The organism is Streptomyces sp. NPDC047081 (assembly GCF_040643775.1).
Lineage (GTDB): Bacteria > Actinomycetota > Actinomycetes > Streptomycetales > Streptomycetaceae > Streptomyces.
In genome coordinates, this window is sequence record NZ_JBEYUY010000032.1 from 96,281 (window position 1) to 111,083 (window position 14,803).

Below are 14,803 nucleotides of genomic sequence, written 5' to 3' on the forward strand. Positions count from 1 at the left end.
AGGAGCTGGTGTCCCGGCAGCTCGACGAGCAGATAGCAGGGCGGTTCCCGGTCGGGCAGCGGCTGCGGGTGCTCGACGTGGGGATGGGCCAGGGCACACAGGCCCTGCGGCTGGCCCGGGCCGGCCATCAGGTGACCGGCGTCGAGCAGGACGCCACGATGGTCGCGGCCGCGCGCGAGGCCCTCGCGGGTGAGCCCGAGGGCATCCGGGAGCGGGTGCGGATCGTCCAGGGCGACGGCCGGGACACCGGGGTGCACTTCCTGCCGGGCAGCTTCGACGTGGTCCTCTGCCATGGCGTGCTCATGTACGTCGAGGAGCCGGACGCCCTGCTCGCGGGGCTCGCGCGGATGCTCGCACCGGGCGGCCTGCTGTCGCTGCTGGTGCGCAACGCGGACGCGCTCGCGATGCGTCCCGGCCTGTACGGCGACTGGGCGGGCGCCCTCGCCTCCTTCGACACCGTGTCCTACACGAACCGCCTGGGCCTGGACGTACGGGCCGACCGGCTGGAGACACTGACAGGCGCGCTCGCCGGCATCGGCGCGCCGCTGCACGCCTGGTACGGGGTACGGGTCTTCACGGACACGGCGGCGGACGACGCCCCGGCGCCGGCCGACGTGGAGACGCTGCTCGCGGTCGAGGAGCGGGCCGGCCGGACGGACCCGTACCGCTCGGTGGCGGCTCTGCTGCACCTGTGCGGTGTACGGGGCTAAGCGCTCCGCTGGAAGAGCGGCGAGGGGTGTCGGTCGACTGCGGCGCCATCGTGGCTGGTCGCTCCCACACTCGCGGCTTCGCTCGATCGGGAGGGACCCCCATCGCGGCGGAGCCGCATGTTGGCACAGCCCCGCGCCCCTGGCGGCGTTGCCGAACCGCAGCCGACTTCCCCAGGACCGCTTAGAGCCCCCCAATCCCCCTCGTTCGGGTGACTAACACAAGCCGGGCGATCACCCCGAAGTGAGACTCGGGGCATGGACGTTTCCCGCACCCGTGCCCTCCGTCTGCTCGCTCCCCTCGCCGCGCTCGTGCTGCTGACCGCCTGTTCCGGCTCGGGTTCCGGTGACAAGGCCGACTCGTCGACCAAGCAGGCCGCGCAGGCCGCCGTACCCGCGTCGAGCAACGACCTGCAGAGCGACTACCAGAAGGTGATCAAGGACGTTCTGCCGTCGGTCGTGCAGATCCAGGCGAGCAGCGATCTCGGGTCGGGGGTCGTGTACGACGACAAGGGGCACATCGTCACCAACGCGCATGTCGTCGGGGACGAGAAGACGTTCAAGGTGACGACCGCGGGCAGCGAGGACACGCTCACCGCGAAGCTCGTCTACTCGTATCCGGAGCAGGACCTCGCCGTCATCAAGCTGGACAAGGTGCCGGACGGGCTGAAGGCGGCGGCCTTCGCGGACTCCTCGAAGGTCCAGGTCGGCCAGATCGTGCTGGCGATGGGCTCGCCGCTCGGGCTGTCGTCCAGCGTGACGCAGGGGATCGTCTCGGCGACCGGCCGGACCGTCAGCGAGGGCGGCTCGGACGGGGGCACGGGCGCGACGATCCCGAACATGATCCAGACGTCCGCGGCGATCAACCCCGGCAACAGCGGCGGCGCCCTGGTCAACCTCGACGGGCAGGTCATCGGCATCCCGACGCTCGCCGCCATCGATCCCAACATGGGCAACAGCGCGCCCGGTATCGGGTTCGCGATCCCGGCGTCGATGGTGAAGACGGTCGCCGGCCAGATCATCAAGGACGGCAAGGTGACCGACTCGGGCCGGGCCGCGCTCGGCATCACGGGCCGTACGGTCGTGGACGACAGCCTGCAGCCCGCCGGGGTCGCCGTGGTCGAGGTGAAGAGCGGAGGGGCGGCCGACAAGGCCGGGATCGAGCCCGGGGACGTCATCACCCGGCTCGGTGACACGGACATCACCACCATCACGTCCCTGACCGAGGCGCTGGCGGCGGACAAGCCCGGCGACAAGACATCGGTGACGTACACGCGCGACGGCGCCGAGAAGAAGGCCGACGTGACGCTGGGCGAGCAGTGAGAGCAGGGGCGGCCTGCGAACTGGTGGGCCGCCCCCCGCTGCGGACTACACCTCGGACTAGGCCTCGGCGGAGCGCAGGCTCATCGGCCCGTAGATCTCCGCGGTGTCCTCGAACAGCCGCACCTGCTCGGCGCCGCCTTCGAGGAGGGCCTTCCAGTGCTCCCCGATCCATGACTCGGCGTCGCCCTGCGTGGTGAACTCCTCGGGCTGCACCGCGGGCTGGACCTCCCCGCCGTCGGCCTTCTCGAACCGCCACGTCCATGCCGCCATGTCGCCTCCGCTGGGTTGAGCCACCTGGTGATCAACCTACGGTAGTTGATCGCCTACTGGCCGGTGGGGGCTTGTCGCGCCCACGCGGCGGTAGCCGCATATAAGCACCGCCCCGCGCCCCTTAGGGCGTATCCCGTGACGCAAGACTAGAGGTGAGCGGAGAAAATCATTTCTGTGGAAGTGACTCTGCTCGGTACCGGTGCCCCCGCTGGGCTCCCCCGCCCCGATTGTCCCTGCGCTGCTTGCGCCGTTGCGCTCGGGCAGGACTCGCGGGCTGCCACCGCGCTGCTCGTGGACGGGACGCTGCTGCTCGATCTGACGCCGGGTGCCGCCTTCGCTGCCGCTCGGGCGGGGCATTCGCTGGGCGGGGTGCGGCAGGTGCTGTTGTCGCATCCGCATGAGGGGCCGGCCGTGGAGGTGCCTGCCGGGCTGCCGCAGCCGGGGCGGGTGCCGGACGGGCGGGAGCTGGCGCTGCTGACGGGTCATCGGGTGCGGGCGGTGGCGATGGACGCGCCGGGCACGGGGTACGCCGTGACCGGGCCGAACGGGCAGCGGCTGCTGTACCTGCCGCCGGGGGCCGCGCCGGCCGGGCTGGAGAACGGCAACGGGGCCGTGGAGTCGTACGACATGGTGCTCGCCGATGTCGTGGGGCGGCCGGACGCGCTGGCGAAGCTGCGGGCGGTGGGCGCGTTGGGGCCGACCACCGATGTCGTCGCCGTACATCTGGATCATGACGTGCCGCCGGGGGCCGAGTTGCGGCGGCGGCTCGCGGCGGCCGGGGCGCGGGCCGTGCCGGACGGGGCGACGCTGACCGTGGGGGTGTACGAGGACGTGCCCGACGTGCCGCGGCGGACGCTGGTGCTGGGCGGGGCGCGTTCGGGCAAGTCGGTGGAGGCCGAGCGGCGCCTGGAGGCCTTCCCTGAGGTGCTGTACGTGGCGACCGGCGGGCAGCGCGGCGGCGACACCGAGTGGGCGGCGCGGGTGGCCGCGCACCGGGAGCGGCGGCCGGGTTCCTGGCGTACGACGGAGACCTGCGACCTCGTACCGCTGCTGGCGGAGGACGGGGCGCCGCTGCTGGTCGACTGTCTCTCGCTGTGGCTGACGGACGCGATGGACTCCGTCGGGGCGTGGGACGACGCGGTGTGGGCGGACGGCGGCGAACGGGCCCTGCGGGACCGGGTGCGCGAGCTGACGGAGGCGGTGCGCGCGAGCCGGCGGACCGTGGTCGCCGTATCGAACGAGGTGGGGTCGGGGATCGTGCCCGCCACGGCTTCGGGGCGGCGCTACCGGGACGAACTCGGGCGCCTGAACGCCGCGTTCGCGGGCGAGTGCGAGCAGGTGGTGCTCGTGGTGGCGGGACAGGCCCTGGTGCTACGAGGGTGAGTCGTCCCGGCGGGCCACGATGCGGTGGGTGTTCGTGGCGAAGCGGTCGAGGACCAGGCGGGTCGTGGTGAGGACCGTGCAGGGGTGGGCGTCCAGTTCGGTGCGGAGGTCGGCCGCGCGGGACTGGGGGAACTCCAGGACGAGGACGCCGGAGGGGCGCAGGGCCGCCACGGCCGCTTGGAGTTCCTCGGGGGTGGATGGGGGGCGCAGGAGGGTTACGACGTCGTAGCGGGCGCGGAGGGCTGCCGCCAGGGGCGGGTCGGTGAGGGTGCCGATGTAGGCCTCCTCGATGCGGTCGGCCTCGCGGGCCCAGGTCACACGCGTGGTGGCGTCGACGCCGTCGAAGGACGTGTACGGGAAGAACTCGCGGGCGGTCTCGGGGAAGTGCGCGTCGCCCGTTCCGACGTCCAGCCAGCTCTCCGGCTCGGGGAGAACTCTCTGGACGGCGCGGGCCGTTGAGCGGTGGCGGCGTTGCCGGTCGAGGTCGCGGACGCGGGTGCGCAGACGGTTCACGGAGTTCATGGCGTTCATGGACGGCTCCCGGGGGCGTAGGACAATCCACTGCAAAACGGAAAGTATGGGATCTTGATCTTGGGGGCAACGACGTCGGAGGCGCGTGGTGGCGATGTGGCGCGATGGCGTTCGACCGGTGCCGGTACTGTTCGGCGAATGAGCTCGCTTAACCTCGACGACTTCACCGATCTGATCGAGCGCCCCGACGGCGGGGTCCGCCGCGACGCGGAGGCGCGCCGGGAACGTCAGATCGTGCCGCCCGGATCGCTGGGCCGCCTCGACGACCTGGGTGAGTGGCTGTCCGCGGCACAGGCCTCGGTGCCGGTTCGGCCGATCGAACGGCCCCGGGTGGTGCTCTTCGCCGGCGACCACGGCATCGCCGAACTGGGCGTCTCGGCACGGCCCGCGGGCAGCGCCGGCGAGCTCGTGCGGGAGGTCCTGGAGGGCGGCCGTCCGGTCTCCGTGCTGGCCCGCCGGCTCGGCGTGCCGGTGCGGATCGTCGACCTTGCCCTCGACTGCGACCCGGACTCGCTTCCCGACGAGGTGGTACGGCACCGGGTGCGGCGCGGCAGCGGTCGTATCGACGTCGAGGACGCGCTGACGGCCGAGGAGGCCGAGGCGGCGTTCCGGGCCGGGGTCGCGGTGGCCGACGAGGAGGCCGACGCCGGGACCGATGTGGTGGTGCTCGGCGATGTGAGCGTGGGCGGGACGACGGCGGCCGGGGTGCTGGTCGCCGCGCTGTGCGGGACCGACGCGTCGGTGGTGACCGGGCGGGGCGGGCTCGCGATCGACGACCTGGCGTGGATGCGGAAGTGCGCTGCGATCCGGGACGCGCTGCGGCGGGCGCGGCCGGTGCTCGGGGACCAGTTGCAGCTGCTGGCGACCGTGGGCGGGGCCGACCTCACGGCGATGACGGGGTTCCTGCTGCAGAGTGCGGTGCGGAAGACGCCGGTGATTCTCGACGGGGTCGTGGCGGCCGCGTGTGCGCTGGTGGCGCAGCGGATCGCGTTCCGGGCGCCGGACTGGTGGCTGGCGGCGCACGACAGCGGGGAGCCGGGGCAGGCGAAGGCGCTGGACCGGATGGCCCTGGAGCCGCTGCTGTCGCACGGGGTGACGGTGGGCGAGGGAGCCGGGGCACTGCTGGCGCTGCCCCTGGTGCAGGCCGCGGCGGCACTGGCGGCGGAGCTGCCCGAGAAGCCGGTGGCCGAGGAGGAGCCGGAGAAGGAGGAGTAGCGGTTTCGGCGCCTCCGCGAGATGCAGCCGAAAGTCGGCCGCACCGGAGACGAAAGATGGTGGGGTTCGCCGGGGCGTCGCCCATATGATCCTCTCTCATGGGAGATGCCCGAAATGCCTCGCGGCGGGCCGCCGCGTTTGCCGTCTGGTACCTGCGGGCCGTCGCGTTCGTCAACTTCCTCAGTGCGGTGTGGGTCTCCCTGGGGCAGGACGTGCGACGGCACAACCAGGAGAACTTCTTCACGCCGTACCTGCTGACCGCCGGCTTCGCCTCCGGCGTCTTCACCGCGTTCCTCGCCATCACCATGCGGCGCCGCAAACGCGCCGCGTGGATCCTCAACCTCGCGCTGGCCGGCCCCTTCCTCGCCCTGTTCGGCTTCGCGCTGAGCTTCCCGGAGATCCGCCAGTACGCCCAGAACTGGATCTCCCTGGCCCTCACCGCCGCCTTCGTGGTCGCGCTGCTGGTCGGCCGCAAGGAGTTCTACGCCAAGGGCGACCGCTCCAACCCGAAGCTCGCCGCCGCCGTCGCGGTCGGCGGCACGCTCGTCGCCTCCCTGCTGGCCGGCCTCCTGGTGACCGTCACCAACCAGGCCCCGGACGCGGCGAGTTCGACGTTCCTGGAGCGCTGGCGCTACGGCGCCTTCCGGCTGGTGTCGGTCGCCGTGGACGAGTCCCGCTTCCCCGGCGTCGACGTGCCGAACTGGGTCAACGTCGGCATCAACGCACTCAGCACCGTGCTGGTCCTCGCCGTCTTCTACGCCGCCTTCCGCTCCCGGCGCGCCGTCGACCCGATCACCGAGGACGACGAGAAGCGGCTGCGGGTGCTGCTCGACAAGCACGGCGAGCGGGACTCGCTCGGCTACTTCTCGCTGCGCCGGGAGAAGAGCGTCGTGTGGTCGCCGACCGGGAAGGCGGCCGTCGCCTACCGGGTGGTGGGCGGTGTCTCGCTGGCCTCCGGTGACCCCATCGGCGACCCGGAGGCATGGCCCGGTGCCATCGACCCGTGGCTCGCCGAGGCGCGGGCGCACGGCTGGATCCCGGCGGTGATGGGCGCGAGCGAGGAGGCCGGGACCGTGTACGCGCGGCACGGGCTGGACGCGCTGGAGCTCGGCGACGAAGCCCTGGTCGAGGTCGCCGAGTTCACCCTGGAGGGGCGCGCCATGCGGACCGTGCGGCAGGCCTACAACCGGGTGAAGCGGGCCGGGTACACCGTGCGGATCCGGCGGCACGAGGACATCCCGGCGGACGAGATGGCGTATCTGCTCAAGCGGGCGGACGACTGGCGGGACGGGGCCACCGAGCGCGGGTTCAGCATGGCGCTGGGGCGGCTCGGGGACCCCGAGGACGGGCAGTGCGTGATGCTCGAATGCTCGGACGGACAGGGCGAGTTGAAGGCGGTGCTGTCCTTCGTGCCCTGGGGGCCGCACGGGCTCTCCCTCGACCTGATGCGGCGCGACCGGGACTCCGACAACGGGCTGATGGAGTTCATGGTGCTCGAACTCCTGCGCCGCGCCGGGGAGATCGGGATCACCCAGGTCTCGCTCAACTTCGCCATGTTCCGCTCGGTCTTCGAACGCGGGGCGCGGCTCGGCGCCGGGCCGGTGCTGAGGCTGTGGCGCTCGCTGCTCAGCTTCTTCTCGCGCTGGTGGCAGATCGAGTCGCTGTACCGGGCCAACGCCAAGTACCGGCCCATCTGGGAGCCGCGGTTCCTGCTGTTCGAGAAGAGCGCGGACCTGCCCCGCATCGGTATCGCCTCCGCGCGCGCGGAGGGCTTCCTGGAGGCGCCGGGGCTGCCCAAGTGGCTGCACCGCAAGCACCTCGAATCGCACCGCTGAGGACCACCGCATGAACACCCTCGCCCGCTGGGCGCGCGCCGAATGGGGGCTCCTGTACGTCACGGTGCGCGAGCCGCTGGCCAAGCGGCGCCTGCGGGCGATCCCGATGACGCTCGCGGCGGTGGCCCTGACGGCGGCCATACAGCTCGTGCAGAACCAGTCCTGGGGCTACCGGTTCGTGCAGAACGTGGGCGGGGTGCGGGCCGAGGACCCGCTGTGGCTGGCCCTGCTGCGCACCCCCGTGTCGCTCTTCGTGCCCGCGCTCGACCTGCCGGTATGGGGTGCGCTCGCGCAGATCCTGTTCGTGTTCGGCATCGCGGAGATCTGCCTCGGCCAGTGGCGCACCCTCGTCATCGCGTACACCGCCACCCTCGCCGGGACGCTGTACGCGCGCGTGGGCATCTGGCTCGGCTTCGACAACCCCTTCGGCCTGCCCGCCTCGGACGCCCTGGTCGTCGACACCGGCCCCTCGGCGGCCGTGGTGGGCCTCGCCGTCTTCGTCGGCTGGCGGTACGGCGCCCATGTCACGGCGGGCGCGGTGGCCGCGGCGATGGTGGTCGAGGTGATGCTGAAGGGGAACCTCGCCGGCAAGGAGCATCTCGCGGCGATCGTGGCGGTGGTGGGGCTGATCGGGCTGTCGGCGCTGCGGCGCCGTCACCGGCGCTCCAGGAGCGGGTGCGGGTCGGGCTTTCCGCCGATCCAGTCCTGAATCCTGCGGCGGGGTCCGGCCCAGCGGCGGTCGTGGTGGTACGCGCGCAGGATGGACTTGGCGCGGGCGCGCGGGCGGCGGCCGTAGAAACGGCGGGCCCACGGGGAGGCGGGGCGGGCCAGGCGGATCATGCCGATGAGGCCGACCAGCGGGACGATCACGCTGAAGATCGCCATCCGGGTCTTGCCCTTGCTCAGCACGACGAGGGAGAAGAGGAAGTTGATGGTGATCGTCGAGATGACGCTGCCGCGGTCCTGCAGCTCCTCCTGGCTGATGTCGTTGACGCCGAACGGCGAGAAGCCCGCGAGCATCAGACCGACCAGGGCCGCCGTCAGCACCACGACCTCGACGCTCTTGCGGCCCTCCTCGGTCCAGTAGACGTCGTCGAGGTGCAGGATCAGCGCGAACTCGTCGAGGACCAGCCCCGCACCCATCCCGAAGAGCACCGCGCACACCGCCGCGCCGAACCCGTGCCGGCCGCTGGCCACCGCCCCGAAGCCGCCGACGACGGTCAGGATCACGCCGGGCACCACATGGTGGATGTGCAGCCCGCCCGCCTTGACGTTGCCGAAGGGCCCCTTGCCGGCCCGGATGAGACGGGTGATGACCCGGGTGATCAGGAACGTCAGCACGAACGCGGTGAGGGCGAGGAGCAGCGGCAGCTTGCCGGGCTCGATGATGTTGCGCTGCAGCCAATGTCCCATGTGCGCACTTTATCCAGGGGGAGCCTCCCCGCCCCGGCGAACGCCCGGTAACCTGCGCCGGTGCCCGAACCCTCCAAGACCCCCTGGCCGGACGGCCTCCGCTTCGCCTTCGGCACGCTCACCGTGCTTCCGGTGAAGGTGACCCGCTGGGACCGGGACGCGGCCCGCGGCGGCATGCTCTGCGCCCCGCTCGCCGGGCTGGTCGTCGGCGGCTGCGCGGCCCTGGTCGGCGCACTCCTGCTCGCCCTCGGCGCGGGCCCGCTGCTCGCCGCCGTCGTCTCCGTCGCCGTGCCCGCCGCGCTCACCCGGGGACTGCACCTGGACGGGCTCGCGGACACCGCGGACGGGCTCGGCAGCGGGAAGCCCGCCGAGGAAGCGCTGCGGATCATGAAGCAGTCGGACATCGGGCCGTTCGGGGTCATCACCCTGGTCCTCGTGCTGCTCGCCCAGGTGGCCGCGCTGGCCCAGGCGTACGGCGGCTCATGGGGCCGGGGCGCCCTGGCCGCCGTCGTCTCGGCGACCGCGGCCCGGCTGGCGCTCACCCTGGCGGCCCGGACGGGGGTGCCGGCCGCGCGCCCGGAGGGGCTGGGGGCGGCCGTCGCGGGGGTGGTTCCGGTACGGGGGGCGGTCGCCGCCGCCGTGGTGGTGACCGCGGTCGCCGCGGGCGCGGGGGCGCTCGTGTCGTCGTACGACATCGTCCGTACGGCGATGGCGGTCCTCGTGTCTGTCGGGGTCGCCGAACTCCTCCTCCGTCACTGCACGCGCCGTTTCGGCGGGGTCACCGGGGATGTGTTCGGCGGGCTTGCCGAGACTGCTGCGACGGTTTCGCTGCTGGTGTTGTCCCTGGGGCACTAGTCTCTTCCGGCGTACACGGACAAGTGTTGTGCGATCGGGGGATGTTCGTGCCGAAGCTGCGTCGTGCCATGGCCTGGTTCATCGACTTCGCGCTGGTGCTGACGCTGGCCGCCGGGCTGGCCGTGCTCACCTTCCATCGGATCGCTGGGCTGGTCACCGACGTGCCCGAACTAGCCGCCCGCGGCGGGCTCGACCTGCTGTCCTCGCGCGGTGACGTGATCGGCGCCTCGGCGGACTTCGGCGTCTCGCTGTGGGACAAGGTGGTGTTCGACGTCGAGGAGGCCTTCGGCGTACTCGTCGTGGCGACCTTCCTCTACCAGTGGGGCTGCCTCGTCCTCGCCGGCCGGACCGTCGGCAAGGGGCTGCTCGGGCTCAAGGTCACCCCGTGCGCGCCTCGCCGGGCCGCGGTGCGGGCGCTGGTCACCACCGCCGCCGACATCGCGGTGTACGCCGTCGCCTGTGTGCTGCTGATCGAGCGTCAATTCGTGCTGTCGGTCATGGTGTGGGCGCTGGCGGTGCTGTTCTTCCTGTTCAACGCGCTGCCGGTGCTCTCCCCCACCCGCCGCTCGTTCGCCGACCGGGTCGCCGGTACGACGGTCACCGGGCTCGGGATCAGCACGCCCGGCGCCACGCCCCCAGTTCGTACTTTTTGAGCATCGAGCTGAACTTCAGGCGCCGCGCCTCCGGGCAGAAGCGGCTCGTCGGCAGCTCGTACTCGACGTGGAAGACCGCCTTGTCGGCCTTGATGAAGGGCTTCATGGCCGAGCACTCGTCGTACTGGGCGCACTGTTCGTTGACCGCGAAGTCGAAGTCCCCGACCAGATCCGGGATCTGGTCGAGGTCGTTCTTCAGGCCCACCGCCATGCCCCGGTCGTGGGCCAGCTTGGCGATCAGGCGGTTGTAGCGGAGCTGGTCGGTGGCGGTGAGCGGGAAGCCGGTGCTGTTCTTGTAGCCGTCCATGTTGTCCGGCTCCACCGCGTCGAAGCCCTTCTTGCGGCACATGTCGATGCGGGCCGCCATCAGGGGCTCCAGGACCTTCGTCTTCCGGATGTCGAGCCAGCTCTCGCCCTCCCAGCCGTTGCCCTTGCCGATCACCGACTTGGGGAACTTCTTCGCGTCGGGCCGCCAGTCCTCGTAGGCGCCGGTCGACAGGTAGCAGATGACCTTGCGGCCCTTGCGGTGCAGCGTCGTGACCGTCGCCTTGGGCTGGTCGAAGCCGTCGATGTCGTAGACCGGCACGTCGACGGAGGTGTCGACCTTGCCGCTGAGCTGCCACTGCCAGGCCACGCCGGGGCGCGGCTGCCAGTGCTTCCCGGACGACCCGGAGTCGGAGAGGCTGCCGCAGCCCGCCGACAGGAGGACCAGGGCGAGCAGCAGGGCGGGGCGTTTCAAGGGGCGGGCTCCAGGGTGTGGACAGCGTTCGCAAAGGATCGTCTCCGAAATGACCGCGGCGCAACTCACAGGTGAATGGCGGTGGGAATGAGCCGGGGCCCGTGCGCGCGTAGGCTCAGCCGGAGTGTCAGCCGTACCGGGGAAGGCCCCGCTGGAACCGCCGCCAGAGGTCCGACTTAGGGTCGGCCGTCGGGCCCGGTCGACCCACTCAGATCGGCCACTGGAACTTCACATCGGAAGCGAGATTTCACCACCGTGACTGCTCTCACTCTCAGCACCGCCGCGGCGCCCGGCCTGCGGGCCGACGCGATCGTCGTCGGTGTCGCCAAGGGCGCCAAGGGCCCTGTCGTGGCACCCGGCGCCGAAGCCGTCGACAAGGCCTACGGCGGCAGCCTCGCCGGCGTCCTGGAAACCCTCGGTGCCGCCGGTGCCGAGGGCGAGGTGACGAAGCTGCCGGCCCCGAGCGGCTTCAAGGCTCCCCTCGTCGTGGCGGTCGGCCTGGGCGCCGAGCCCGAGAAGGACTCCGGCTACGGCGCGGAGGCCCTCCGCAAGGCCGCCGGCGCCGCGGCCCGCACCCTCGCCGGCGCCAAGAAGGCCGCCTTCGCCCTGCCGGTCGTGGACGCCTCCGACGTCGGCGCGATCGCCGAGGGCGTGCTGCTGGGCGCGTACTCCTTCGACACCTACAAGAACTCCGCGCCCGCGAAGAGCGCCGACAGGGCCAAGAACGGCAAGGCGCCGCTCGCCGAGGCCGCGCTGCTCGGCGCCAAGCCCCGCGACAAGGAGCACAAGGCGGCGCTCGAGCGCGCCACCGCGGTCGCCGAGGAGCTCAACCGCGCCCGCGACCTGATCAACATGCCGCCGAACGACCTCAACCCCGAGGCCTTCGCGGCGGTCGCGCAGACCGCGGCCAAGGAGCACGGCCTCAAGGTGCAGGTGCTCGACGTGAAGGCGCTGGAGAAGGGCGGCTACGGCGGCATCCTCGGCGTCGGCGCGGGCTCCGCGTCCGGCCCGCGGCTGGTGAAGCTGTCGTACACCTCCGCCAAGGCGAAGAAGCACCTCGCGCTCGTCGGCAAGGGCATCACCTACGACTCGGGCGGCATCTCGCTCAAGCCGGCCGGCCACAACGAGACGATGAAGTGCGACATGAGCGGGGCGGCCGCCGTGTTCGCGGCCGTCGTCGCCGCCGCGCGCCTCGGTCTGGAGGTGAACGTCACCGGCTGGCTGGCGCTCGCCGAGAACATGCCGTCGGGCTCCGCGACCCGTCCCGGTGACGTGCTGCGCATGTACAGCGGCAAGACGGTCGAGGTCCTCAACACCGACGCCGAGGGCCGGCTGGTGCTGGCCGACGCCCTGTGGGCCGCCTCCGAGGAGAAGCCGGACGCCATCGTCGACGTCGCGACCCTCACCGGCGCGATGATGCTGGCGCTGGGCAACCGCACCTTCGGGATCATGGCCAACGACGACGCCTTCCGCACGGCCGTGCACGAGGCCGCCGAGGAGGTCGGCGAGCCGGCCTGGCCGATGCCGCTGCCGGACCACCTGCGCAAGGGCATGGACTCCCCCACCGCCGACATCGCCAACATGGGCGAGCGGATGGGCGGCGGCCTGGTCGCGGGCCTGTTCCTCAAGGAGTTCGTCGGCGAGGGCATCACCTGGGCCCACCTCGACATCGCGGGCCCGGCGTACAACGAGGGCGGCCCGTTCGGTTACACCCCCAAGGGCGGTACGGGTACGGCGGTGCGCACGCTGGTACGGCTCGCGGAGCTGACCGCGGCGGGCGACCTGGGCTGACGTCGTCCTGAGTGAGGGGGCTCCGCGCGCGGGTAGGGCGGAGCCCCCTCTTTCTCGCATGTGCGCACAACTGAACGTGGGACGTCTCACACACCGGCCCGGCGTCTCGTTCACCTCCGACAAGTGCGAAGATGGGGCTCGGCAGGACAGGGCCCCACCACAGGGCCGAAGAAAGAGCGGCCGGACACCAGCCGCCGACCGGTCACTGCTGACCGGCTTAGGCGCACATGCATGGAGGACGTGACGTGGCGAACGACGCCAGCACCGTTTTCGACCTAGTGATCCTCGGCGGTGGTAGTGGCGGTTACGCCGCGGCCCTGCGGGGGGCCCAGCTGGGCCTGGACGTCGCCCTGATCGAGAAGGACAAGGTCGGCGGTACCTGCCTGCACCGGGGATGCATCCCCACCAAGGCCCTGCTGCACGCGGGCGAGATCGCCGACCAGGCCCGCGAGAGCGAGCAGTTCGGCGTGAAGGCCACCTTCGAGGGCATCGACGTACCCGCGGTCCACAAGTACAAGGACGGCGTGATCGCCGGTCTGTACAAGGGCCTGCAGGGTCTGATCGCCTCGCGCAAGGTGACGTACATCGAGGGTGAGGGCCGGCTGTCCTCCCCCACCTCCGTCGACGTGAACGGCCAGCGCGTCCAGGGCCGCCACGTGCTCCTCGCGACCGGCTCCGTGCCGAAGTCGCTGCCGGGCCTGGAGATCGACGGCAACCGCATCATCTCCTCGGACCACGCCCTCGTCCTGGACCGCGTGCCGAAGTCCGCGATCATCCTGGGCGGCGGTGTCATCGGCGTCGAGTTCGCCTCGGCGTGGAAGTCCTTCGGCTCGGACGTGACCGTCATCGAGGGCCTCAAGCACCTCGTCCCGGTCGAGGACGAGAACTCCTCCAAGCTTCTTGAGCGCGCCTTCCGCAAGCGCGGCATCAAGTTCAACCTGGGCACCTTCTTCTCGAAGGCCGAGTACACCGCCGACGGCGTCAAGGTCACTCTCGCCGACGGCAAGGAGTTCGAGGCCGAGGTGCTGCTGGTCGCGGTCGGCCGCGGCCCGGTCTCCGCCGGTCTCGGTTACGAGGAGCAGGGCGTCGCCATGGACCGCGGCTACGTCCTGGTCGACGAGTACATGCGCACCAACGTGCCCACCATCTCCGCCGTCGGTGACCTGGTCCCGACGCTCCAGCTCGCGCACGTCGGCTTCGCCGAGGGCATCCTGGTGGCGGAGCGTCTGGCCGGTCTCAAGACCGTCCCGATCGACTACGACGGTGTCCCCCGCGTGACCTACTGCCACCCGGAGGTCGCCTCCGTCGGCATCACCGAGGCCAAGGCCAAGGAGATCTACGGTGCGGACAAGGTCGTCGCTCTGAAGTACAACCTCGCGGGCAACGGCAAGAGCAAGATCCTCAACACCGCGGGCGAGATCAAGCTCGTCCAGGTGAAGGACGGTGCCGTGGTCGGCGTCCACATGGTCGGCGACCGCATGGGCGAGCAGGTCGGCGAGGCCCAGCTGATCTACAACTGGGAAGCGCTGCCCGCCGAGGTCGCCCAGCTCATCCACGCCCACCCGACGCAGAACGAGGCGCTCGGCGAGGCCCACCTGGCCCTGGCCGGCAAGCCGCTGCACTCGCACGACTGACCCTCGGTCGACAAAGCGACTCCGCGTCTAAGCGACGACACAGACTTCCGCAATTCGTAAGGAGCAACCGAAACCATGGCGGTTTCCGTAACCCTTCCGGCGCTCGGCGAGAGCGTCACCGAGGGCACTGTCACCCGCTGGCTGAAGGCCGAGGGTGAGCGCGTCGAGGCCGACGAGCCGCTGCTCGAGGTCTCGACCGACAAGGTCGACACCGAGATCCCCTCGCCCGCCGCCGGTGTCCTCGCCTCCATCAAGGTCGCCGAGGACGAGACCGTCGAGGTCGGCGCCGAGCTGGCCGTGATCGACGACGGCACGGGTGCCCCCGCCGCTGCCCCGGCCCCCGCCGCCGAGCCCGTGGCCACGCCACCTGGGAGACCCCCACGGCAGCCCTCGGACCCACCGATCCGACCGCCACTGCGGAGGGAGCGGCCAACGGCACGACCCCGGCCGCACC

15 protein-coding genes are annotated in these 14,803 nt (G+C 71.6%); 11 read left to right on the top strand and 4 right to left on the bottom strand.

All coding sequences use genetic code 11. From position 1 onward, the window contains the following. Positions 1–8 precede the first annotated feature (8 nt). A complete protein-coding gene (locus ABZ848_RS41045) occupies positions 9–710 on the top strand; it encodes a methyltransferase domain-containing protein (RefSeq protein WP_360840331.1) in 702 nt (233 codons plus the stop codon). A 255-nt stretch (positions 711–965) separates the two neighbouring features. Beyond that, positions 966–2,030 (top strand): trypsin-like peptidase domain-containing protein, encoded by a 1,065-nt coding sequence (locus ABZ848_RS41050; RefSeq protein ID WP_360840333.1) that lies wholly within the window; start codon positions 966–968, stop codon positions 2,028–2,030. A 57-nt stretch (positions 2,031–2,087) separates the two neighbouring features. Here the strand turns inward: ABZ848_RS41050 and ABZ848_RS41055 are convergent, their stop codons facing one another. Further along, positions 2,088–2,300 carry a hypothetical protein gene (locus ABZ848_RS41055; protein WP_242760844.1) on the bottom strand — a complete coding sequence of 71 codons (213 nt, stop codon included), beginning with the start codon at positions 2,298–2,300 and terminating at the stop codon, positions 2,088–2,090. A 174-nt stretch (positions 2,301–2,474) separates the two neighbouring features. Between ABZ848_RS41055 and ABZ848_RS41060 the strand changes: the two genes are divergently transcribed. Beyond that, the gene (locus tag ABZ848_RS41060; protein ID WP_360840335.1) at positions 2,475–3,683 is read left to right on the top strand and encodes a bifunctional adenosylcobinamide kinase/adenosylcobinamide-phosphate guanylyltransferase; all 1,209 of its coding nucleotides are present in this window, start codon (positions 2,475–2,477) and stop codon (positions 3,681–3,683) included. Here ABZ848_RS41060 and ABZ848_RS41065 read toward each other — a convergent pair. Beyond that, the gene (locus tag ABZ848_RS41065; RefSeq protein ID WP_360840337.1) at positions 3,672–4,214 is read right to left on the bottom strand and encodes a methyltransferase domain-containing protein; all 543 of its coding nucleotides are present in this window, start codon (positions 4,212–4,214) and stop codon (positions 3,672–3,674) included. The genes ABZ848_RS41060 and ABZ848_RS41065 overlap by 12 nt on opposite strands. A gap of 138 nt (positions 4,215–4,352) precedes the next feature. Between ABZ848_RS41065 and cobT the strand changes: the two genes are divergently transcribed. The 3 genes from cobT to ABZ848_RS41080 all read left to right on the top strand — a co-directional run bounded on the left by cobT (position 4,353) and on the right by ABZ848_RS41080 (position 7,973). After that, positions 4,353–5,429 carry a nicotinate-nucleotide--dimethylbenzimidazole phosphoribosyltransferase gene (gene cobT / locus ABZ848_RS41070; RefSeq protein ID WP_360840338.1) on the top strand — a complete coding sequence of 359 codons (1,077 nt, stop codon included), beginning with the start codon at positions 4,353–4,355 and terminating at the stop codon, positions 5,427–5,429. 98 nt (positions 5,430–5,527) lie between these two features. Further along, positions 5,528–7,264, top strand: coding sequence for a phosphatidylglycerol lysyltransferase domain-containing protein (locus ABZ848_RS41075; RefSeq protein ID WP_360840340.1), 1,737 nt, complete (start codon positions 5,528–5,530; stop codon positions 7,262–7,264). Positions 7,265–7,274: 10 nt separating this feature from the next. Continuing rightward, positions 7,275–7,973: a hypothetical protein gene (locus tag ABZ848_RS41080; RefSeq protein WP_360840341.1), complete on the top strand. Its 699-nt coding sequence runs from the start codon at positions 7,275–7,277 to the stop codon at positions 7,971–7,973. Here ABZ848_RS41080 and ABZ848_RS41085 read toward each other — a convergent pair. Further along, complete coding sequence (locus ABZ848_RS41085) at positions 7,919–8,677, bottom strand: hypothetical protein (RefSeq protein ID WP_360840343.1); 759 nt, start codon at positions 8,675–8,677, stop codon at positions 7,919–7,921. The two genes, ABZ848_RS41080 and ABZ848_RS41085, sit on opposite strands and share 55 nt — an antisense overlap. A 60-nt stretch (positions 8,678–8,737) precedes the next feature. On the opposite strand from ABZ848_RS41085, the gene cobS reads away from it, so the two are divergent. Both cobS and ABZ848_RS41095 read left to right on the top strand, forming a co-directional pair. Continuing rightward, complete coding sequence (cobS, locus tag ABZ848_RS41090; protein ID WP_360840345.1) at positions 8,738–9,532, top strand: adenosylcobinamide-GDP ribazoletransferase; 795 nt, start codon at positions 8,738–8,740, stop codon at positions 9,530–9,532. Between the two features lie 41 nt (positions 9,533–9,573). Further along, a complete protein-coding gene (locus ABZ848_RS41095; RefSeq protein ID WP_360840346.1) occupies positions 9,574–10,185 on the top strand; it encodes an RDD family protein in 612 nt (203 codons plus the stop codon). Here the strand turns inward: ABZ848_RS41095 and ABZ848_RS41100 are convergent. After that, complete coding sequence (locus tag ABZ848_RS41100) at positions 10,145–10,924, bottom strand: endo alpha-1,4 polygalactosaminidase (protein WP_360840348.1); 780 nt, start codon at positions 10,922–10,924, stop codon at positions 10,145–10,147. The genes ABZ848_RS41095 and ABZ848_RS41100 overlap by 41 nt on opposite strands. A 255-nt stretch (positions 10,925–11,179) precedes the next feature. Here ABZ848_RS41100 and ABZ848_RS41105 point away from each other — a divergent pair, with 255 nt between their 5' ends. The 3 genes from ABZ848_RS41105 to ABZ848_RS41115 all read left to right on the top strand — a co-directional run. Continuing rightward, entirely contained in the window at positions 11,180–12,715 is a 1,536-nt protein-coding gene (locus ABZ848_RS41105) for a leucyl aminopeptidase (protein WP_360840349.1), read from the top strand. Between the two features lie 245 nt (positions 12,716–12,960). After that, the gene (gene lpdA, locus ABZ848_RS41110; RefSeq protein WP_360840351.1) at positions 12,961–14,349 is read left to right on the top strand and encodes a dihydrolipoyl dehydrogenase; all 1,389 of its coding nucleotides are present in this window, start codon (positions 12,961–12,963) and stop codon (positions 14,347–14,349) included. A gap of 75 nt (positions 14,350–14,424) precedes the next feature. Then, positions 14,425–14,803 (top strand): biotin/lipoyl-containing protein (locus tag ABZ848_RS41115; RefSeq protein WP_360840353.1); only part of this gene is annotated, 379 nt, incomplete at its 3' end.